Source organism: Microbacterium hydrothermale (genome assembly GCF_004854025.1).
Taxonomy (GTDB): Bacteria; Actinomycetota; Actinomycetes; order Actinomycetales; family Microbacteriaceae; genus Microbacterium; species Microbacterium hydrothermale.
Genome location: NZ_STGM01000003.1, coordinates 348706 through 367992 on the forward strand (window position 1 = coordinate 348706; position 19287 = coordinate 367992).

Below are 19287 nucleotides of genomic sequence, written 5' to 3' on the forward strand. Positions count from 1 at the left end.
TGTCAGAGCACGCTCTTGGGCAGGCGGTGCAGCGTCACCGCCCCGATCGCGCGGAACGGATGCAGCGGGTCGGGGTTCTCCGACCCCGTCGGGCCTCCCAGCTCGCTGTGCACGACCGCGCTCATCACCGCGTACGCGTCCATCGCCTCCCACCCGCGTTCGTCGACGAGGTGGTCGAACACGTCCTCGTAGCCGCGGCGGATGCTCTCCTGCACCGGGTCGCCGAGGCCGACGAAGATCCACTCCTCGGCGGTCTCCACCCGCGGCGCGCGCAGGCCGGCATCCTTCACGAGGTCGATCGAGACCACCGCGACACCGGCTGCTTCGATCGCGACGAACGACGACTCCCCGCGCGCCATCACGGCGTGGATGTCGCCGATCGACAGCAGCGCCCCCTCGACCGCGACCGGGAGGTACACGGTGGCGCCCGGGGCGACGTCGGTGAGGTCCATGTTGCCGCCGAGCGCGGTCGTGGGCATGACGGTGGAGTGGGTCCCCGCGGCGGGGGCGGTGCCGATGCATCCGATCATCGGGCGCGCGGGCACCACGTGCCGATCGGTGAGGTGCACGCCCTCGGCGTCGATCGGGATGTGGCGGCTGACGACGCGATCGGGCATGCGGTGCTGCAGCGCCCCGGCACCCGGGAGGCTCTGCGACCAGCCGTATGCGCCGAGCCGGATCTCGTGCACGTGCACCGCGAGCGCGTCGCCGGGCATCGCGCCCTCGACGAAGACGGGACCGGTCACGGGGTTGATCGGCGCGCGCAGCGCCGCCAGGTCGCCGTGGTCGTGCAGTTCGGCGTAGACGGCGTCGTCGGTCTCGAACGAGACGGTCTCCCCCGTGCCGGGGTGGATCCGCAGCACCGGATCAACCCCGGCGTCGAAGCCCGGGCGACCGAGCTCCTTGCCGAGCGCGTGGGTGACGCTCGTCACGAGGCCACCTCGCCGCCGCCCTCGCCGGCCGTCGCGGTCGCGTGCTCGGGCAGGGGCCCGGTCGCGCCGCCGTTCTTGCGGGCGAAGATGGCGTAGACGACACCGCCGACGACGAGCCACAGGATGCCGCCGATCTTGGCGGTGATGTCGGCGTTGAGCAGCACGTAGCCGATGATGAGGAACCCGATGACCGGGACGACGAGGTGCAGTAGGTAGTTCTTCGACTTCTTCTTGCCGAGGTAGTACACGGCGACCGACACGTGCAGCAGGAGGAAGCCCAGCAGCGCGCCGAAGTTCACCAGCGACGAGATCACCGCGATCTGTCCGACGAAGAACAGCACGAGCACGAGCGAGATCGCGCTGACCGACAGGATCGCCGCGAGCGGCACCTGGCGGGAGTTCACCTTAGACAGGAAGGCGGGGAGTCGCCGGTCGCGGCTCATCGAGTACAGCAGGCGCGAGGTGGCGGCCTGCGCGGCGACGGCGTTGGCGATACCGACCGCGACCACGTTCACCGCCAGGAACGCCGTGGCCCACCCCGAACCGGCGGCCTGCGCCACGAGAAGGAAGAACGCGTTGTTGACGTCGTCGTCCGAGAAGGCGATCGTGCCGGCGGCCAGGGCGCTGGCGAACCACGTCTGCGCGATGAAGAGCACTGCGACCACGAGCAGGGCGATGATCATCGCGCGTCCGCCGGACTTGCGGTCGCCGGTGGACTCCTCGGCCATCGTCGAGATGCCGTCGAAGCCGAGGAAGCTCAGCACCGCGATCGACAGGGCGGTCGCGATCAGTGCGGGGTTGACCTTCTCGGCATCCCACACCGGGGCGATCGAGAACTCCGCGCCGGGGATCGCCCCGCTCGAGAGGGCGACCATCGCGATGACGACGAAGATGACGACGAAGGCGAGCTGGATGCCGAGCATCACGCGGTTCGCGATCTTGATCGAGCCGATGCCGAGCACGTTGATGACGGTGTTGATGATGACGAACGCCACGGCCCAGATCCACTGCGGCACGTCGGGGAAGATGCCGGCCATGCTCGACGCGGCGAAGACGTAGAGCAGCGTGGGCACGAGCAGGTAGTCGAGCAGGATCGCCCAGCCGGCGAAGAAGCCCACGGTGGGGTGGATGCCGCGACCGACGTACGAGAAGACCGAGCCGGCGATGGGGAACGCCTTCGACATCTGCGCGTAGGCCAGGGCGGTGAAGATCATCGCCACGACGCCCGTGATGTACACCAGCGGGACCATGCCGCTCGCGGCGTTGTAGACGACGCCGAAGATCGCCCACGGGGCGATCGGCACCATGAAGACGAGGCCGTAGACGACCAGGTCGAGGGTGGACATGGAGCGCTTGAGCTCCTGCGTGTAGCCGAAGGCCTCCAGCGATTGCTGGGCTTCGGGGGCGTTCTTCGACATCGAGGCTCCTGATTCGGGTGGGGTGTGGCGGGGTCGGGGCGGACGGGTCAGGGGAGGGGGGCGAGGAAGTCGGCGATCACGCCGCGGAAGACGTCGGGCATCTCGAGGTGGGTGCAGTGGCTCGCTCCGGCGAAGACGTGCGAGCGCGCACCGGGGATCTTCTCGACGAACGGCGCCCACGTTTCAGGCGTGGCCTCGTCGAACTCGCCGGCGACGACGAGGGTGGGCACCGCCACCTGCGGCAGGCGGTCGATGATCGTCCAGTCGCGCCCGGTGCCGACGACGTGGAACTCGTTCGGTCCGTTCATCGTGTGGTAGACCGTCGGGTCGGCGAGCATCTGGGCCTCGCTGTCGACGAAGTCCTGCGGCATGGGCGTGATGCGGCAGACGTGACGCTCGTAGAACACGCGCGTGGCCTCGACGTAGTCGGGGTGGTCGAGGGTGCCGTCGGCCTCGTGGCGGTCGAGGGCCTCGCGGTTCTCGGCGGGGAGTTCCGCGCGCAGCCGGGCCGCGCCGTCGAGCCAGAGCTGCATGGATGCCGGGGAGTTGCAGATCATCAGCCCCTCGAGCCCCGCGGGGCGGCGCACGGCGATCTCGGCACCGAGCATCCCTCCCCACGACTGGCCGAGCACGTGGTACTCGTCGAAGCCGAGCGTCTCGCGCAGGTTGTGGAACTCGTCGACGAAGAGCTGCGGCACCCAGCGCTCGGCGGGCGCGTCGGGGTGGTGCGAGCTGCGACCGCAGCCGATCTGGTCGTAGTGCACGACGGTGCGACCGGTGATGTCGGCGAGGGCGTCGAGGTTCGACACGTAGTCGTGGGCCATCCCCGGGCCGCCGTGGAGCACGAACAGCGGGGCGCGGCCCGTCGACTCGGCGGGTTCGGTCAGTCGGGCCCAGGTGAAACCGTCGAGGAACGGGACGGTGATCTCGCGTTGCATGGAGTCATCGTGGACCCGTTAAAGGTGCGTTGGCAAACCTTTTCTGCGGATTTAACATGGAGGAAACGACGGGAGCCCATGGCCGAGACCGACGACGCCTCCCTGGTGGAGCGCGTGACCGAGCGCCTCATCACCGCCGTCGCGGTGGGCGAGTTCCTCCCCGGCACGCGTCTGCCCGCCGAGCGCGACCTCTCCCCCCTCCTCGGGGTGGGACGCACGACCGTCCGCGCCGCCCTCGACGACCTCTCGACGCGGGGCCTCATCGAGCGCCGCCGCGGCCGCAGTGGAGGCACCTTCGTGGCCGAGCAGTGGCCCGACTCGGTCGTGGTCGGCGTCGACAGGTGGTTCGAGCAGCGCTGGAGCGACCTCGTCGACGCGTGCACGGCGAGCTCGATGCTCCACGCGTCGCTGGCCCGCCTGGCCGCCGAGCGCCGGACGGATGCCGACATCGCGATCCTGCGCGAGCGCCTGGGCGCGTTCCACGCGGCGGAGTCGGGAGACCCCAAGCAGCGCGCCGACAGCCTGCTGCACCTGTCGATCATCGACGCGGCCCACAACACCGCCCTGCGCGACATCCTGCTCGATCACGAGCGCCACCTCTCGCTCTCCGCCCCCGCGCACCCCTGGGGGGACCGCGAGAGTCACCGCCGCATGGAGTCGCGCGCCGCCCGCGAGCACGACGCGATCGTCGACGCGATCGTCACGGCCGCCCCCGACGAGGCCGCCGAGCTCGCCCGCCGCCACGTGCAGATCGATCTCGAGCTGTTCGCCGAGGCGCGCGCCTTCGCGCGCCGCCGCGCCGCCGCCGCGCGCGACTGACCCCGCCGCGCCGCGCCTGCCCGCCGCCCCTCCTGCCCGCCGCGCCCGCCGCGCCTGCCGTCCGCAGCACCCGCCGAAACTGCATCCGGCTGACGTCTCGGTTGCAGCATGCCGCCGAGTTGTCAGCAGCATGCAGTCTCGCGGCCTCCGGGCGGTCTAACCCCGCCCGCGCCGTGCGCGCCGGACCCGGCGGGTTACAGGCGCGCCTCGAGCCCCGCCCGCACCGCGGGCCACTCCTCGCGGAGGATCGAGAAGTACAGGGTGTCGGCGACAGAGCCGTCCGGGGCGATGCGGTGCCGGCGCAGGCGCCCCTCGCGCGTCGCGCCGAGGCGCTCGATCGCCCGCGCGCTGCGCTCGTTGCGGGCGTCGCACCGCAGCGCGACACGGTTCACGCCCCACGCGTCGAACGCGTGCCCGAGCAGCAGGAGCTTGGCCGCGGGGTTGGTGCGCCCACCCTGGAAGGCGCGGCCGTACCAGGTGGTGCCGATCTCGACCCGACCCTGCGCGGGCACGTACTCGTAGAAGGTCGTCGCCCCGCGCACGGTGCCGGTGTCGGCATCCTGCACCGTGAAGGCGTACAGTCCCGGCGTCTCCCGCTGCTGTTCGACGCGTGCGGCGTAGGCCTCGACCGAGTCGGCCCAGGGGGTGGTCATGCGGCTCCACAGCTCGGGGTCGGTGAGCGGCCATGCCGCCGCGGCGTGGGAGGGATCGGCGGGGACGAGACGGATGCCGTGGCCCTCGAGCACGATGTCGTGCGCGGTCATCGCGCCTCCAGCTGGGCCACGAACTCGTCGGCCGCGGCGACCTTGCGCCGCAGGTCTTCGCGACGCTGCAGCGCCTCGTCGCGGATGTCGGCGAAGCGCGCGCGCAGGTCGGCGTCGTCGGGGCGCGCCTCGAGCCCGTCGACGACCGCGAGCAGCTCGCCCATCTGCTCGAGCGAGTACCCGAGCGGCTTCATGCGACGGATCAGCAGCAGCCGCGATTCGTCGTCGGCGGTGTACAGGCGGAAGCCGCCGTCGGTGCGGGCGGAGGGGCGGAGCAGGCCGATCTCGTCGTAGTGGCGGAGCGTGCGGATGGACAGGCCCGTCCGCTCGGCGAGCTCGCCGATCTGCATCGGCCGGTCGTCGGTCATGGCATCCCCGATCCCGCAAACCTCACGTTACGGTAGAGTTGGTGGCGGTCGCGATCGCGACCCCCCTATTCTTCCCCGCGTCGCCGCGGGTTCCCTCCCCGTCCTGGAGATCTCTCATGACAGACGTCCTCGCGCGCCCGCGCCCCGAACCGACCGTGCTGCAGGCCCTGCGCTCGCCGCGCCTGCTCACCCGCGAGGTGCTCGCCGGCCTCGTCGTCGCGATCGCGCTCATCCCCGAGGCCATCGCGTTCTCGATCATCGCCGGCGTCGACCCGCGCCTCGGGCTGTTCTCGTCGTTCGTGATGGCGGTCGCGATCGCCTTCCTCGGCGGGCGCCCCGCGATGATCTCGGCGGCGACCGGGGCCATCGCGCTCGTGATCGCCCCCGTCGCCCGCGAGCACGGGGTCGACTACCTGCTCGCGACCGTGATCCTCGGCGGCATCCTGCAGGTGATCCTCGGTCTGCTCGGCGTCGCCAAGCTCATGCGCTACATCCCGCGCAGCGTCATGGTCGGCTTCGTCAACGCCCTCGCGATCCTCATCTTCATCGCGCAGGTGCCGCAGCTGATCGGCGTCCCGTGGGCGGTGTACCCGATCGCCGCGGCGGGACTGGCCATCATGTACCTGCTCCCCCGCGTGACGAAGGTCGTGCCCGCTCCCCTGGTCGCCATCGTGCTGCTCACCGGCGCCGCCGTGGTCTTCGGCATCTCGGTGCCGACCGTCGGCGACCAGGGCGCCCTGCCCGAGAGCCTGCCGGCGCTGCTCGTGCCGAACGTCCCGCTGACCGGCGAGACGCTGGGCATCATCCTGCCCTTCGCCCTCGCGATGGCGATCGTCGGGCTGCTCGAGTCGCTCATGACCGCGGCGCTCGTCGACGACATCACCGACACCCCCTCGTCGAAGACCCGCGAATCGCTCGGCCAGGGCGCCGCGAACGTGCTGTCGGGTCTGTTCGGGGGCATGGGCGGCTGCGCGATGATCGGCCAGACGATGATCAACGTCAAGGCCTCGGGCGCGCGCACGCGCATCTCGACCTTCCTCGCCGGCGTCTTCCTGCTCGTGCTCGTCCTGGCCTTCGGCGACGTCGTCGCCATCATCCCGATGGCGGTGCTCGTCGCGGTGATGATCGTCGTGTCGATCGCGACCTTCGACTGGCACAGCATCCGGCCCTCGACCCTGCGACGGATGCCGCTGAGCGAGACGATCGTGATGGTGCTGACCGTCGCGATCACGGTGTGGACGCACAACCTCGCGATCGGCGTGGGGGTGGGCGTGATCGCGGCGGCCGTGCTGTTCGCCCGGCGCGTCGCGAGCCTGACGGACGTCACCCGCACGGTCGACGGCGACACCGCCCGCTACGTCGTGGAGGGCGAGCTGTTCTTCGCCTCGAGCAACGACCTCACCACGAAGTTCGCGTACCACGACGATCCGGCGCGCGTGGTGATCGACCTGTCGCGCTCGCACGTCTGGGACGCCTCGACGGTCGCCGCCCTCGACGCGGTGCAGACGAAGTACGCCCACCTCGGGACCACCGTGGAGCTCGCGGGCATGAACGACGCCGCCGCCCGCTTCCACGGCCGTCTCAGCGGGGGCCTCGGCGCCGGGCACTGAGGCCGGGTCCCCGTCACACGGGGCTGACCGCACACTCCGCCTGCGCGAGCACGAACGCGTCGGCAGATCGATGCTCTGACCGGCGTCAGGACCGCAGCGTCGTCGACGGCGTCTCGCCGAACTCCCCGCGGTACATCGCGGCGAAGCGGCCGAGATTGGAGAAGCCCCAGCGCGCGGCGATCGCGGCGACCGTCTCGACCGACGGATCGGCGCTGCGCAGCTCGGCGCGCGCCGCGTCCAGACGCACGCGACGCAGGTACTGCATCGGGGTGCGTCCCGTCGCGGCCCGGAAGGCGTACTGCAGACCGCGGGGCGACAGCCGCGCCGCCTGGGCGATGTCGGCGAGCACGACGGGCTCGGCGGCGTGGGCCTCGACGTAGGCCTTCGCGCGGCGCACCGGAGCGGGCAGCGGGCGCGACGGGCGCCCGGCCGCGAGGGCGTCGGTGAACGTCGTGGGGAAGGTCATCAGCGACGCCTCGAGCATGAGCGTGCGCGCCTGCTGCTGGATGAGCGGGGTGCGCTCGGGAGAGCGCAGCAGCACGTCGCGCGTGTACTCCCAGGTCCGCGACCAGTACCGCAGGCGCTGCTCGTTCACCGGTGCGTAGCCGGTCGCGCGCACCCGCAATCCGTCGTCGCCCGACAGCCGTCGCGCGGCGTCGTCGAACTCCGTGCGCGAGAACGACACCGCGGTGCCGGCGATGCGGCCGGTGAAGGCGATCTCGAGGGGACGATCGACCACCATGAACGGCACCGAGGTGTCGATGCGCTCGCGACGATAGGTGCCGGCGACTCGGGGACCGGCGATCCGGCCCACGACCACCTGGTCGAGGGGGTCGGATTCGACCAGCATGGTCGAGCCGATCGTGTAGTCGCAGAAGCCGAATCCGGGCTCGGACGCGGCGTGCCACGCCAGCGCCGGCTGGATGGCATCCGCTCGGGCGATCCGCGCTCCGGGGACGATCGTCTGCCACAGGTGCTCCACCGTCTCGGCGTCGCGCGTCTCGATGTTCGTATGCTCCACGCAGGTTTCCTAAATCGTCCGTGAATGTGCGGCAAGACCATTGCGCCTGAGGGCGCTCGCCCGGTATGGGAACGCTCTCACGCACCGCGTACGGCGGATGCCACTGTTCCCCTCCGACCGGCGATGGTCGGCGTGGATGACCCCCCACCCGTTTTCACCGTATCCCCCGCAGCGCCGGAAATGCGCATTTCGGCGCCGTCGGCCTCGGCACGCGACGGATGAGCCGCGAAGCGCAGGATGACGCCGCGGCGATTGACCTGCGTCGAGGCCGCGGCGAGCATTCGCAGGCGGCACTTCGGTGCCGGACTCGACCGCTCCCGTTCCCCGGCGCGGTGGTCGGCGGCGTCTCGGCGCGGAGCTCGTGACCCCGCGCCGAGACGTCGGGAGCCCGTCATAATGAGGGAGGCACCCGTTCGGTGCCCACTCGCCCGAGGGGATCCCGATGCCGTTCCGTACCGTGACGACCCTGCAGTCCTGGATCGACGACTTCCGCGCCCTGGGCTACGACGACGCCGACATCCTGCGCGTCATCCCGCAGGACAGCGAGAACGGCGAGGACGCCGGCCTCATCGCGGCGAAACTGCGCAGCGTGTCGACCACGTTCTACGTCGCGCCGGGGTCCGAGCCGGGCGCGACCGACTGGTCGGTGACCTTCGAGCCCCGAGAAGACGCGGCACCCCTCCCCGCGGGTCGGGTCATGGCACTCGCCGGAGAACTCGCGACACTCGCCGCGCTGTGCTCGTTCCTGCAGGCGCGATCCGAGGCGTTCCTCGCCGCCGCCGACTGATCCCGGCGGTCCGAGCGCAGAGCCCGACCGGGCCCGCCCGTGTCAGCCGCGGGCGGATGCCACGAGCTGATCGAGCAGCGCCGCCAGCCGGCCCGCCTCCGCGGCATCCATCCGCGCGACGGCCTCCTCGATGCGCGCGTCGAACGCCCGCAGCGCGCACCACGGCGGCGTGTCCAGATCGACGATGGCCGTGATGTGGTTGACCCGGCGGTCCTCGGCGTCGAGGTCGCGACGCACGGCACCACGCTGCACGAGTCGATCGATGAGGGTCGTCACCCCCGCCGAGGTGATGCCGAGATGGTCGCGGACGTGCGAGGGCCGCGCGCCGGGGTTCTCGGCGACGAACAGCAGGGCGCGGGCGTCGAGCTCGTTGAGTCCGAGCTCACGCCGGGCCTCGCCGGCGGCGATGCGCCGTTCCTCACCGTAGGCGAGGAGGGCCCGCCCGAGTTCGGATGCCGGGAAGGGCGTCGACGACGCTTCGGAAGACGGCTGCACGACCCACGATCGTAGCGACCTCCCCTCTGCGCCGTCGTCCCTTGCGGCGCCCGTGTCGCGGTATATCCGCGCCGCCGACCGCATGCGCACGATGTGACCGCTGTCAAGAGGGCATCGCTCACCGTCGCCGGGAGATAGGACGGACATCGAGACGCCCGTCGGGAGACGGGGTGCATCCCGTCGGGAGACGGGAGTGAGGAGAGAACCATGATCTACGGACAGCAGAGCGGACAGCAGGCGGGCTCGGTGTGGAGCATCGCCATGTCGACCGCCATGGGCAACGGCATCGTGCCGCGCTCGACCGACGAACCGCGCGAGCGCACGGCGCTGCGCTGGCCCTGGTCGCGCACACGTCGCGCCGGCGAGGCGATGGTGGTCGCGCCCCGCGCCTGATCCACCGCCCCTTCACCCGACGCGTCGGTTCCTTCCCCCGGGAGCCGGCGCGTCGGCTCGTGTCCGGGCGTTCACACGATGGTCTTTCGGGCGTAACCCACCCCGAGGGGTCGACCCTTCAGCATGGGACGACCGCACCCGCGGTGCCTCTCCCCGGCCGAAATGAGACCCCGATGACGCGATCCATCCGTGTGCTCTCGCTGTACGAGGGCTTCTTCGCGGGCGGGGCCCGCATCCTGCATTCCGACGTGGTCGCGGGGCTCACCCGGGAGGGATCTCAGGAGCACCGCGTCCTCTCGCTCACCGCGTCGGCACGTCGGGACGCGTCGCTGCAGTGGGCCCGCGACGACACCCGCTATCGGCGCCTGCGCGCCGCCGGGGTGGAGATCGACGCATTCGATCGCGTCGCCGGCGACCGCCCCATCGCTCCGGAGGACTTCACCCCCGCCGAGCTCGATCACGCCGCAACGCTGTTCGCCGAGGCCGACGTGATCCTGTCGCTGAAGGAGCAGCCGCTCAGCCTCGTCGTCGCCCTCGAGCGGGCCGGGATGCTCCCGGACGTGCCCCTCGCCGCGTGCCTGCACCGCTCCGACCCGACGCACTCCGGTCCCGCCCTGTCGTGGCTGGCGGATGCCGCCGCCTCGGGGGCCGTGACGGCCACCATCTCGTGCGCCTCCTCCACGGCCGAGGCCTACGCGCGGGCCGGCGTTCACGCGAGCGAGGCACACGTGATCGACAACGGCATCGACACGCGGCGATTCCGTCCGGGGACGCGCGCCGAGCGCCGTCGCATCCGCGCGGGACTCGGCATCCCCGAGACCGCCGCCGTGATCCTGCTGGCCGCGCGCTTCGACGCGATGAAGGACCCCGGCCTCTTCCTGCGCGCCGTCGCCGCGCACGCGCGACGCGCCCCCGGTGCGCACTACGTGCTGTGCGGGTCGGGGATGACGCCCGAGAACCCCGCCTTCCGCGCGCTCCGGGCCGAGAGCGGCGTCGGCGCCGACGTCGCCGTGCACGCGCTCGGTCTGCGCGAAGACATGCCCGAGCTGTACCGGATCGCCGACGTGGTGGCCCTGACGAGCGCCTTCGGCGAAGCCTCCCCCCTCTGCCTGGTGGAGGGAGCGGCCTCCGGCGCCGTCCCGGTCACCACCGACGTCGGCGACGCGGCCCGCGTGGTCGCCGGCTTCGGCCTCGTGACCCCGCGCGACGTCGACGCGATCGCCCGGTCGTGGGAGGAGGCGCTCGCCCAGCGCCCGACACTGCGAGCGGCCGCTCTCGCCGCGCGCGGCCGCCTGGATCGACGTCGTATGATCGCCGAGTACGGCGGCGCGATCTCGGGGCTCCTGCTGCGCGACGCCCTCGCGGCGTGACCGGCCGATCACCCTAGGCGCCGTGCCGCCGACGCACCATCCCCGCGCCCGGCCCGCCGAAGCATGTCTACAGTGAGTCATGACCGCCCGCATCGTGTCGATCGGCACGGCCCTGCCCGAGACCCGCGTGACCCAATCAGCGCTGCGCGACCTGTTCGCCGCGCAACCGGGCTTCGACCGCAAGGCGCAGCGCCTGGTCGGTGCCGCGTTCGACGCCGCGGCGATCGACACCCGTCACGTCGTGCTCCCGCAGCTGGCCGGCGCCGCCGATGACGGCCTCGCCGTGCGCGACGGCGACACGCTGCTGATGCCGTCCACGGGCGCGCGCAACGACGAGTACCGCCGCACCGCTCCCGGGCTCTTCGCCGCGGCGTCGCGCGCGGCGATCGAGGGATCCGGGTACGACACGGAGGCCGTCACGCACGTGGTCACCGTCTCGTGCACCGGGATGTTCGCGCCGGGACCCGACTACCACCTCGTGCGCGACCTCGGCCTGATGCCCTCGGTGGAGCGCTACCACCTCGGCTTCATCGGCTGCGCGGCCGCGATCCCCGCGCTCCGCCTCGCGGCGCGCATCGTCGGCGACGACCCCGCCGCGATCGTGCTCGTGGCCTGCACCGAACTGTGCTCGTTGCACTGGCAGACCTCGTCGCACCCCGACCAGATCGTCGCGGCCTCCGTGTTCGCCGACGGTGCGGGCGCCGCGATCGTGGCATCCGGCGATCCCTCCCGCGGAGGTCTCGACCTCGACGGCTTCGCCACGCACGTCACCGACGAGGGCGAGAAGGACATGGCCTGGACCGTCGGCGACTCGGGCTTCGAGATGACCCTCACCCCCGAGGTGCCGCGCATCATCGGCCGCGAGATCTCGGCGATCGCCGCCGACGTGCTGGGAGACACGGCGAGCGTCGACGCGTGGGCGGTGCACCCGGGCGGCCGCAGCATCCTCGACCGCGTCGAGAGCGCCCTCGGCCTGGATGCCGCGGCCCTCGCCCCCTCGCGAGAGGTGCTGCGCGCGCACGGCAACATGTCGAGCGCCACGCTGCTGTTCATCCTGCGCGATCTGCTGGCCGACGCGGCACGCGTCGAGGGCGATCGCGTGGCGGCCCTCGCGTTCGGACCGGGACTCACGGTGGAGGCCGCCGACCTCACCGTGCGCCGTGCGACCACGTGAGCGCGCGACACGGCCTCGCCCGGCGCGACACGGCCCTGACCGAGCTCATGGACGACCGCGACTGCGACCCGCGCGCGCTCGCGGCGACGTACCGCCGTTTCGACGTCGTGAATCGTCTGGTGTCGGCGTGGGGCCACGTGTACCGCACCCGCGTGCGGCCCGAGCTCGCGGCCCTCGGCCGCCCCGCCCGCGTGCTCGACCTCGGCTCCGGGGGCGGTGACGTCGTCGCGCGTCTCGCCGCCCTCGCCGCCCGCGACGGCCTCGACGTGGAGTGGGTGGGAGCCGATCCCGACCCCCGGGCGCACGAGGCCGCGCGTCAGCGGGAACGCCCGGGCGTGCGCTTCGTGTCGCAGGGGTCGCGCGAGCTGATCGACGCGGGAGAGACGTTCGACCTCGTGCTGTCGAACCACGTGCTGCACCACCTCGACGCGGCGTCGCTGCGCGCGTTCGCCGACGACTCGCTGGCCCTCTCGCACGGCGCCGTGCTGCACGCCGACATCGCCCGCGGTCGCCTCGCCTACGGGCTCTACGCCGTGGGTATCACCCCGCTCTCGGTCGGGACGTTCCTGCGGGTCGACGGACTGCGCTCGATCCGACGCAGCTATCGCGCCGCCGAGCTGTCGGCCGCCCTCGGCGCGCCCTGGCGGGTGCAGACGCCGGCCCCGTTCCGCCTCCTGGCGACGGCGAGGGGGCGGGCCCGTGCCTGAGGTCCTCGTCGTCGGAGCGGGACCCGTCGGACTCGCGCTCGCCGCCGATCTGCGGGCGCGGGGCGTAAAGGTCGACGTCGTCGACCGGCGCGTCGACCCCGGCGCGGGGACGCGGGCGATCGGCATCCACTCCCCCGCCCTGGCCCTGCTCGAGGGCTCGGGCGCGACGGACGGCATTCGCGAGCGCGCCGTGCGCATCTCCCGCGGCGAGGCGCGCGCCGACGGTCGCGTTGTCGCCGAGATCCGCTTCGACAGTCTGCGCGCACGCCACCCCTACGTCGCCGCCCTGCCCCAGTCCGACACGATCGCCGTGCTCTCGGCCCTGGCGCCCCCGGTGCGGCGCGGGGCGGCGGTGCGTTCCCTGCACCCCGGGAACGACGGCGTGCGGGCGCACCTCGACGACGGGACCGAGATCCGGGCGGGCGTCGTCGTCGTCGCCACGGGGTGGGCGGGTCGTTCCCTCGTCTACCGCCCCGGAGCGGTGCGGACTCACGCCTACCCCGATCGGTACGTGATGGCCGACGTCGCGGCGTCCGGGGGTCCGATCGCCCGCGTGCACCTCGAGCGCGACGGCGTGGTCGAGTCGTTCCCGCTCCCCGACGGCCGCCGCCGGCTCGTCGCGTGGGCGGGGGCGGCGCCGGTGGCGGATGCCGACGCCTTCCTCCGCGACGCCGTCACGGCCCGCACCGGCACCGACCTCGACATCGCGGGCGCGTCGTCCTTCGGAGTGCGGCGGGCCGTCGCCCCCGCGCTGCGGCGGGGCAGGATCGTCGTCGTCGGCGACGCCGCGCACGAGGTCAGCCCGATCGGCGGCCAGGGGATGAACCTCGGTCTGCTCGACGCCCTCACCCTCGCACCCCTGCTCGCCCCGTGGGTGCGGCGCGGCGACGACGCGGGGCTCGCCCGGTGGGAGCGCGACCGCCTCGCCTCGGCCCGCCACGCCGCCCGCCTGGCCTTCCTCAACACGCTGCTCGGTCGCGCCGCCGCCCCGGCCGCCCACGCCGTGCGCACGGCGTCGTTGCGCACGGCCCTACGGGGACCCGGGGGCGCGGTGTTCACGCGCGCGTACGCGATGCGATTCGACCGCGCGGCGCGGGGCTGAGGAGGGTCGCCGAGACGCGCACGGGTTCGGAGCTTGGGCGGGAGGCCAGGTGCGGACGCAGCGCTCTCAGGCGACGACCAGCTGCGCGGCGAGCAGCAGCGCCGCCAGCATCGTCAGCTGGAACACCGAGCGCCCCGGCGCGCGGACGAACGCGGTCGTCACGGCGGCGGCCGCGACCACGAGCACCGCCGCGAAGAACATGATGCCGACCACCGTGGCATCCGTCCCCGTCAGCACCGCGATCGCGCCGATGACGATCCCGACCGCGGCGAGAACGACCGAGGCGCGCGCGCCGAGCCGGTGCGGGAGTCCGCGCACGCCGGTCCGCCGGTCATCGTCGAGGTCGCGCACGACGTTGGTGAGGTGCACGGCGGCGCCCAGCGCGGCGCCGGCGAGCGACGCCCACGGGGCGGCGAGGCCCGGGGCGGGCAGCGCGAGCGTCGCGAACGAGGGGAACAGCCCGAAGCTCAGCACGAACGGCGCGATGGAGAACGGCGTCGACTTCAGTCCGGCGTTGTAGGCCCAGGCCGATGCGAGGGCGAGGGCGTGCGCCGCGAGCAGTCCCGTCCCGAGCGGCGCCGACAGGGCCAGCGCCACGACGACGGATGCCACGGCCACGGCGAGCGCGCGTTCCGGGGCGACCGCTCCCCCGGCGATGGGCTTGTCGGTGCGGCCGACGGCCGCATCGCGGGCGCCGTCGATCGCGTCGTTCGAGAGACCGACGGACACCTGCCCGCTGAACACGGCCACGACCAGCAGCACGAGCCGGCCGGGGTCGACACCGGCGGCGATCCCGAGGGCGAGCGACAGAACCGTCACGACAAGAGTCGGACCCGGATGAGTGGCTCCCCACAGCGCCCTCACGAGGGGCGGCTTCGCCGCGGCATCCGTCATCCGATGACGCTATCGCGCCCTGCCTCTCGCGAGGCACCGTGCCCGGATTCCGCACCGCGGCCGTCGGAAGGCCCGGGTTCCCGGCCGAGCGGAATGAGCGCATCGACCGCTCGACAAGGGAAACCCAAGAGTCTTGGCACTCTCAGGGGGAGAGTGCTAATCTTCTGCCAAGTTGAGCGAAGACGACTCAACTTCACGACCCGGATGCCACGTCCGGACCGATCGAAAAGGAGAACGACCATGGCCACCTACGACCCCTTCCGCGACCTCGACCGCCTCGCGTCGACGCTCCTCGACGCCCGCCGCGGCGGTGGTCCGCGCCGGATGCCGATGGACCTGTACCGCGACGGCGACCACTACGTGCTCGCGGCCGACCTGCCCGGCGTCGACCCCGGCTCGGTCGACATCGACGTCGACGGCCAGCTGCTGACGATCCGCGCCGAGCGCACCCTCGGTTCCGGCGAGGGCGTCAAGTGGATCACGCGCGAACGCGAGACGGCATCCTTCGTCCGTCAGCTCAACCTCGGTCAGGGCATCGACACCGAGCGCATCAGCGCGGCCTACCGCAACGGGGTGCTCTCGGTCACCATCCCCGTCAGCGAGAAGGCGAAGCCGCGCCGCATCTCCGTCTCGACCGAGAGCGACCACGGCGACGGGGTGATCGAGGCGCACGAGAGTGAGCCGCAGCCGATCGAGCAGTAAGTGATCTCGGGGCGGGGCGGCACCGGACGTTCCCACGCCCCCGCTGCGGTGGATTGTCGGGCGCACCACCGACCGCGCGCGACGCCGCGACGCCCGCCCGGGAACGGCGATGCCCCGGTCGCCGCACGCGACCGGGGCATCGTGCCGTGATCAGAGGTCTTCGGGGGCCAGGTCGCCCTGACCCTCTTCCCCCAGCTCGACGACGCCGGGGTCCTCGCCCTGCGAGTCGGTGCCCGTCGACTCCGGGTGGATGTCTTCGAGGGGGATGTCGCTGTCGTCGGCCGGGATCTCGGCCGGGTCGGCTCCGGTCGCGGTGACGGGGTTGATGTCGTCGGGGTCGGCGCCCTCGTCGAGCGCCGTGGTCGCGTCCCACTCCGCCTGGGCGGGGTCGAGGGCGGGATCCGGCTCGATGGAGGTGTCGCCGTCGCGCAGCGGCTGCACGCCCGCGATCCCCTCCTCACCCAGCGGGGTCGTCGCGTCGGGGGTCGGGTCGATCGAGGCGTCGCTCATGGGGGTCCTTCCGTCGGACGCGGGTGGCCGCCGGGATCGGCGGTGATCTCCATCCAACGCGGCCCCCTGCGGCCTCCCCGGGACCCTTGACAGGCGCCGCCGTGCGCTCCCGGCCACGCGGCAGCGCGTGCGAGACCCCCTGTGCCACCGCACATCGCTGTCAAGGCGCTGGCATCCCGGCATCCGGCGGCGGAGCGTGGGGCCCATGACCCCTTCTCCCTCCCCCGCCCCCGTGCGCGTCGTCGTCATCGGCGGCGGCAACGCCGGGCTCTCCGTCGCGGGGCGGCTGCATCGCGCCCGCGTCGGCGAGATCACCGTGATCGAGCCGCGCGAGCAGCACGTGTTCGCTCCGCTGCAATCGCACATCGCCGGAGGGACCGCGCGCGCGTCCGAGGCGATGAGACCTCAGGCCGACGTCATCCCTCCGGGGGTGCGGTGGCTGCGCGACGAGGCGTTCACCGTGGATGCCGAGACCCGGCGCGTGCACCTCGTCTCGGGCGGACGCATCGACTACGACCAGCTCGTCGTCTGCGCCGGGATGCGCATGGCATGGGAACAGATCCCCGGCCTGACCGAGGCCATGGCCGCCCCGGAGGGCATCTCGAACTACGACGACAAGCTCGCCGCGAAGGCCTCGCCCGTGCTGCGCGACCTCCGCCGGGGTACCGTCGTGTTCACCCAGCCTCCCGAGCCCGCGTCGTGCGGCGCCGCGGCGCAGAAACCGATGTACCTCGCGTGCGACTGGTGGCGCGCGATCGGCGTGCGCGACGACATCCGCGTCGTGTTCGTCTGCCCCGACCCGGTGCCCTTCGGCATCCCGGCCATCGATCACGAGCTGCAGCGGAAGCTCGACGAATACCGCATCGAGGTGCGGTACCAGCGCGAGCTCCTGAGCGTCGATGCCGGATCCCGCACGGTCGAGGTCGGCCACGGTGGCGCCCGCGAGACGATCGCGTACGACGTGCTGCACGCCGTCCCGCCGCAGCGCGCGCCGGAGTGGATCGCCGGCAGCGGGCTGGCGGCATCCGACGACCCGCACGGGTTCGTCGACGTCGACCCCGAGACGTTGCAGCACGTGCGCCATCCGGAGATCTGGGCGGTCGGCGACGCCGCGACGGTCGCGACACGGCGATCGGGCGGAGCGATCCGGCAGCAGGTCAAGGCGCTGGTGAAGAACCTGACGGCGGCGCTCGGCGGCCGCGCTCCGTCCGCGCGGTACGACGGCTACAGCGTCGTGCCGTTCACGGTGTCGCGCGGCACGGTCGTGTTCGCGGAGTTCGACCGTCGGGGACGGCTGCGACCGAGCGTGCCGTTCTGGCGTTCGCTGTATCGCGAGCGCCGCCTGTCGTGGATCGCGGATCGCCACGTGCTGCCGTGGGTGTACTGGCACCTGATCCTGCGCGGCCGCGCCTGAGCCCCGGGTCCCTGAGGCCGTCGAAGGGACGGGCATCCGCGACGCACCCGGAGACGTCGACAGGCTCGGCCTCCTCGCCACCGAGGCGTGGAGGCGCCCCGCCTATAGGGCACGAACGCCGATCGCTCAACCCCGGGGGCGGGCGGTCGGCATCCCGCGAAGACTGGCAGCAGCCCCGGAAACCACACGAAAGAGGACACGCATCATGGCCCAGGTCATCGAAACCATCGACGTCGACGTTCCCGTCCGCGTCGCCTACAACCAGTGGACCCAGTTCGAGGAGTTCCCGCACTTCATGAGCTTCGTGGAGTCCATCACGCAGAAGACCGACACGCTCACCCACTGGAAGGTGAAGATCGCCGGTGCCGAGCGCGAGTTCGACGCCGAGATCACCGAGCAGCACCCCGACGAGCGCGTCGCGTGGAACAGCGTCGGCGGCGACGAGAACCACGCGGGCGTCGTGACCTTCCACCGCCTGTCGGACGCCGAGACGCGCGTCACCGTGCAGATCGACTGGGAGCCCGCCGGCGCCCTCGAGAAGCTCGGTGCGGTCTTCGGTGCCGACGACCACTCGGTGAAGAAGGACCTCGCCAACTTCAAGGAGTACATCGAGTCCCGCGGCGCCGAATCCGGCGCCTGGCGCGGCGACGTCAGCTGACGACCGCTCCCTCCGACGAAGCCGGGTCCCGCGAGGGGCCCGGCTTCGTCGTATCAGGACGCGGGATGCCGCGGCATCCGCTGCGCAACGGCTGTCACCACTGCGGGTGGATCTCCGCACGCAGGCGACGGTCGTACACGTCGTGCACGAGGGCGTCGAACGCGTCGAGGTCGAACCCTCCCTCGAGAAGATCGGCCGCTGCCGCATTGGCCTGCGCCTGCGCCGTCGACCGGGCCCCCGGGATCACCGAGGTGATCCCCTCGCACGAGGCGATCCACGCCAGGGTCGCCGCGGGCAGGCCGACCCCCTCGGGGAGGGACGCCTTCAGCTCGTCGGCGGCGGCGACGCCCTCGTCGAACGGGACGCCCGAGAACGTCTCGCCCTTGTCGAACGCCTCACCGTTGCGGTTATAGGAGCGGTGGTCGTTCTCGGCGAATGTCGTCGAGCGGGAGTATTTGCCCGAGAGCAGTCCGCTCGCCAGCGGCACGCGCGCGAACACGGCGACGTTCTTCTCGGCCGCGAGCGGCAGCACCTCGTCGAGGGGCTTGAGCCGGAAGGGGTTGAAGATGATCTGCAGGTTGGTCAGGTTCGGTCGCCGCAGCGCCGAGAGAGCCTGATCCATCGTCTCGACCGAGGCACCGTAGGCCGCGATGACCCCCTCGGACACCAGCTGATCGAGAGCGTCCCACGTGGCGTCGTCGTCGATGACGGCCGACGGCGGGCAGTGCAGCTGCACGAGGTCGAGCGTCTCGGTATCGAGAAGGCGCCGCGACCGGTCGAGCCAGACGCGGAAGTTCTCCATCACGTAGTTCTCGGGCACCTGATCTTCACGACGGCCCATCTTGGTCGCGACGGTGATGTCGTCGGCATCCCGGCTCTTCAGGAACGCCCCGATGATCTGCTCGGACCGGCCGTCGCCGTAGACGTCGGCGGTGTCGAAGAGGGTGACGCCGGCATCGGCGGAGGCCGCCAGGACGGCGCGCGCGTCGTCTTCGCTGACATCACCCCAGTCGGCGCCGAGCTGCCAGGTGCCGAGGCCGATGGCCGAGACCTCGCGGCCGGTACGGGAGAGGGGACGCTGCTGCATTGCGGTTTCCTTTCGAAGCTCCGTCGAGCCTATCCAGCCCCTCCGACACCGGGGTCGAACGGGACCGGATGCCGCGGACCGGCGTCGCGCAACCCCGCCCCCGCCCGCCGGGCGGCGACCTAGC

The 19287-nt window shown here is 72.3% G+C and carries 21 protein-coding genes; 11 read left to right on the forward strand and 10 right to left on the reverse strand.

What is annotated here, in order from left to right; all coding sequences use genetic code 11:
* Positions 1-2: 2 nt before the first annotated feature.
* The 3 genes from FB047_RS08455 to FB047_RS08465 are packed head-to-tail and all read right to left on the reverse strand — an operon-like array spanning position 3 to position 3288.
* Complete coding sequence (locus tag FB047_RS08455) at positions 3-932, reverse strand: acetamidase/formamidase family protein (protein WP_136586728.1); 930 nt, start codon at positions 930-932, stop codon at positions 3-5.
* A complete protein-coding gene (locus FB047_RS08460; RefSeq protein ID WP_136586729.1) occupies positions 929-2350 on the reverse strand; it encodes an APC family permease in 1422 nt (473 codons plus the stop codon). Before FB047_RS08460 ends, FB047_RS08455 begins: the two co-directional genes overlap by 4 nt.
* A gap of 47 nt (positions 2351-2397) precedes the next feature.
* Complete coding sequence (locus FB047_RS08465) at positions 2398-3288, reverse strand: proline iminopeptidase-family hydrolase (RefSeq protein WP_136586730.1); 891 nt, start codon at positions 3286-3288, stop codon at positions 2398-2400.
* A 78-nt stretch (positions 3289-3366) separates the two neighbouring features.
* Between FB047_RS08465 and FB047_RS08470 the strand changes: the two genes are divergently transcribed.
* The gene (locus tag FB047_RS08470) at positions 3367-4107 is read left to right on the forward strand and encodes a FadR/GntR family transcriptional regulator (RefSeq protein WP_136586731.1); all 741 of its coding nucleotides are present in this window, start codon (positions 3367-3369) and stop codon (positions 4105-4107) included.
* Between the two features lie 194 nt (positions 4108-4301).
* On the opposite strand, the gene FB047_RS08475 is transcribed toward FB047_RS08470, so the two are convergent.
* Together FB047_RS08475 and FB047_RS08480 are read right to left on the reverse strand one after the other, a co-directional pair.
* Positions 4302-4871 carry a GNAT family N-acetyltransferase gene (locus FB047_RS08475; protein WP_136586732.1) on the reverse strand — a complete coding sequence of 190 codons (570 nt, stop codon included), beginning with the start codon at positions 4869-4871 and terminating at the stop codon, positions 4302-4304.
* Positions 4868-5239, reverse strand: coding sequence for a MerR family transcriptional regulator (locus FB047_RS08480; protein WP_136586733.1), 372 nt, complete (start codon positions 5237-5239; stop codon positions 4868-4870). The genes FB047_RS08475 and FB047_RS08480 overlap by 4 nt, the downstream gene beginning before the upstream one ends.
* Before the next feature lie 116 nt (positions 5240-5355).
* On the opposite strand from FB047_RS08480, the gene FB047_RS08485 reads away from it, so the two are divergent.
* On the forward strand, positions 5356-6849 hold the full coding sequence (locus FB047_RS08485) for a SulP family inorganic anion transporter (protein ID WP_136586734.1): 1494 nt from the start codon (positions 5356-5358) through the stop codon (positions 6847-6849).
* 85 nt (positions 6850-6934) lie between these two features.
* On the opposite strand, the gene FB047_RS08490 is transcribed toward FB047_RS08485, so the two are convergent.
* Positions 6935-7870 carry an AraC family transcriptional regulator gene (locus FB047_RS08490; protein WP_205822799.1) on the reverse strand — a complete coding sequence of 312 codons (936 nt, stop codon included), beginning with the start codon at positions 7868-7870 and terminating at the stop codon, positions 6935-6937.
* A gap of 442 nt (positions 7871-8312) precedes the next feature.
* Between FB047_RS08490 and FB047_RS08495 the strand changes: the two genes are divergently transcribed.
* Positions 8313-8657, forward strand: a complete 345-nt coding sequence (locus tag FB047_RS08495; protein WP_136586735.1) for a hypothetical protein — start codon at positions 8313-8315, stop codon at positions 8655-8657.
* 42 nt (positions 8658-8699) lie between these two features.
* Here the strand turns inward: FB047_RS08495 and FB047_RS08500 are convergent, their stop codons facing one another.
* Positions 8700-9152 carry a MarR family winged helix-turn-helix transcriptional regulator gene (locus FB047_RS08500; RefSeq protein ID WP_240752683.1) on the reverse strand — a complete coding sequence of 151 codons (453 nt, stop codon included), beginning with the start codon at positions 9150-9152 and terminating at the stop codon, positions 8700-8702.
* A 207-nt stretch (positions 9153-9359) separates the two neighbouring features.
* Between FB047_RS08500 and FB047_RS08505 the strand changes: the two genes are divergently transcribed.
* The 5 genes from FB047_RS08505 (at position 9360) to FB047_RS08525 (ending at position 13898) form a co-directional block, all read left to right on the forward strand.
* Positions 9360-9545: a hypothetical protein gene (locus FB047_RS08505; RefSeq protein WP_136586736.1), complete on the forward strand. Its 186-nt coding sequence runs from the start codon at positions 9360-9362 to the stop codon at positions 9543-9545.
* 173 nt (positions 9546-9718) lie between these two features.
* Positions 9719-10915, forward strand: coding sequence for a glycosyltransferase (locus FB047_RS08510; RefSeq protein WP_136586737.1), 1197 nt, complete (start codon positions 9719-9721; stop codon positions 10913-10915).
* A gap of 79 nt (positions 10916-10994) precedes the next feature.
* Positions 10995-12089, forward strand: a complete 1095-nt coding sequence (locus tag FB047_RS08515) for a type III polyketide synthase (RefSeq protein WP_136586738.1) — start codon at positions 10995-10997, stop codon at positions 12087-12089.
* Between the two features lie 47 nt (positions 12090-12136).
* Entirely contained in the window at positions 12137-12796 is a 660-nt protein-coding gene (locus tag FB047_RS08520; RefSeq protein WP_136586900.1) for a methyltransferase domain-containing protein, read from the forward strand.
* Positions 12789-13898 (forward strand): FAD-dependent oxidoreductase, encoded by a 1110-nt coding sequence (locus FB047_RS08525; protein WP_136586739.1) that lies wholly within the window; start codon positions 12789-12791, stop codon positions 13896-13898. Before FB047_RS08520 ends, FB047_RS08525 begins: the two co-directional genes overlap by 8 nt.
* Positions 13899-13964: 66 nt before the next feature.
* On the opposite strand, the gene FB047_RS08530 is transcribed toward FB047_RS08525, so the two are convergent.
* Positions 13965-14792 carry a UbiA family prenyltransferase gene (locus tag FB047_RS08530; RefSeq protein WP_136586740.1) on the reverse strand — a complete coding sequence of 276 codons (828 nt, stop codon included), beginning with the start codon at positions 14790-14792 and terminating at the stop codon, positions 13965-13967.
* A 240-nt stretch (positions 14793-15032) separates the two neighbouring features.
* On the opposite strand from FB047_RS08530, the gene FB047_RS08535 reads away from it, so the two are divergent.
* The gene (locus tag FB047_RS08535) at positions 15033-15494 is read left to right on the forward strand and encodes an Hsp20/alpha crystallin family protein (RefSeq protein WP_136586741.1); all 462 of its coding nucleotides are present in this window, start codon (positions 15033-15035) and stop codon (positions 15492-15494) included.
* A 150-nt stretch (positions 15495-15644) separates the two neighbouring features.
* Here FB047_RS08535 and FB047_RS08540 read toward each other — a convergent pair whose 3' ends face one another.
* Positions 15645-16004: a sugar ABC transporter ATPase gene (locus FB047_RS08540; protein WP_136586742.1), complete on the reverse strand. Its 360-nt coding sequence runs from the start codon at positions 16002-16004 to the stop codon at positions 15645-15647.
* Between the two features lie 205 nt (positions 16005-16209).
* On the opposite strand from FB047_RS08540, the gene FB047_RS08545 reads away from it, so the two are divergent.
* Positions 16210-17418 carry an NAD(P)/FAD-dependent oxidoreductase gene (locus FB047_RS08545; RefSeq protein WP_136586743.1) on the forward strand — a complete coding sequence of 403 codons (1209 nt, stop codon included), beginning with the start codon at positions 16210-16212 and terminating at the stop codon, positions 17416-17418.
* Positions 17419-17623: 205 nt separating this feature from the next.
* Positions 17624-18076 (forward strand): SRPBCC family protein, encoded by a 453-nt coding sequence (locus tag FB047_RS08550; RefSeq protein WP_136586744.1) that lies wholly within the window; start codon positions 17624-17626, stop codon positions 18074-18076.
* A 94-nt stretch (positions 18077-18170) separates the two neighbouring features.
* Here the strand turns inward: FB047_RS08550 and FB047_RS08555 are convergent, their stop codons facing one another.
* Positions 18171-19163, reverse strand: coding sequence for an aldo/keto reductase (locus FB047_RS08555; protein WP_136586745.1), 993 nt, complete (start codon positions 19161-19163; stop codon positions 18171-18173).
* Between the last annotated feature and the right edge of the window lie 124 nt (positions 19164-19287).

Bases quoted from the DNA above. Each gene is read 5' to 3' on its own strand.
- FB047_RS08475 (WP_136586732.1), bottom strand. From the start codon at position 4,871: ATGACCGCGCACGACATCGTGCTCGAGGGCCACGGCATCCGTCTCGTC.
- FB047_RS08555 (WP_136586745.1), bottom strand. From the start codon at position 19,163: ATGCAGCAGCGTCCCCTCTCCCGTACCGGCCGCGAGGTCTCGGCCATC.
- FB047_RS08520 (WP_136586900.1), top strand. From the start codon at position 12,137: ATGGACGACCGCGACTGCGACCCGCGCGCGCTCGCGGCGACGTACCGC.
- FB047_RS08495 (WP_136586735.1), top strand. From the start codon at position 8,313: ATGCCGTTCCGTACCGTGACGACCCTGCAGTCCTGGATCGACGACTTC.
- FB047_RS08465 (WP_136586730.1), bottom strand. From the start codon at position 3,288: ATGCAACGCGAGATCACCGTCCCGTTCCTCGACGGTTTCACCTGGGCC.
- FB047_RS08540 (WP_136586742.1), bottom strand. From the start codon at position 16,004: ATGAGCGACGCCTCGATCGACCCGACCCCCGACGCGACGACCCCGCTG.
- FB047_RS08480 (WP_136586733.1), bottom strand. From the start codon at position 5,239: ATGACCGACGACCGGCCGATGCAGATCGGCGAGCTCGCCGAGCGGACG.
- FB047_RS08485 (WP_136586734.1), top strand. From the start codon at position 5,356: ATGACAGACGTCCTCGCGCGCCCGCGCCCCGAACCGACCGTGCTGCAG.
- FB047_RS08550 (WP_136586744.1), top strand. From the start codon at position 17,624: ATGGCCCAGGTCATCGAAACCATCGACGTCGACGTTCCCGTCCGCGTC.
- FB047_RS08535 (WP_136586741.1), top strand. From the start codon at position 15,033: ATGGCCACCTACGACCCCTTCCGCGACCTCGACCGCCTCGCGTCGACG.
- FB047_RS08545 (WP_136586743.1), top strand. From the start codon at position 16,210: ATGACCCCTTCTCCCTCCCCCGCCCCCGTGCGCGTCGTCGTCATCGGC.
- FB047_RS08460 (WP_136586729.1), bottom strand. From the start codon at position 2,350: ATGTCGAAGAACGCCCCCGAAGCCCAGCAATCGCTGGAGGCCTTCGGC.
- FB047_RS08470 (WP_136586731.1), top strand. From the start codon at position 3,367: ATGGCCGAGACCGACGACGCCTCCCTGGTGGAGCGCGTGACCGAGCGC.
- FB047_RS08530 (WP_136586740.1), bottom strand. From the start codon at position 14,792: ATGACGGATGCCGCGGCGAAGCCGCCCCTCGTGAGGGCGCTGTGGGGA.
- FB047_RS08505 (WP_136586736.1), top strand. From the start codon at position 9,360: ATGATCTACGGACAGCAGAGCGGACAGCAGGCGGGCTCGGTGTGGAGC.
- FB047_RS08510 (WP_136586737.1), top strand. From the start codon at position 9,719: ATGACGCGATCCATCCGTGTGCTCTCGCTGTACGAGGGCTTCTTCGCG.
- FB047_RS08515 (WP_136586738.1), top strand. From the start codon at position 10,995: ATGACCGCCCGCATCGTGTCGATCGGCACGGCCCTGCCCGAGACCCGC.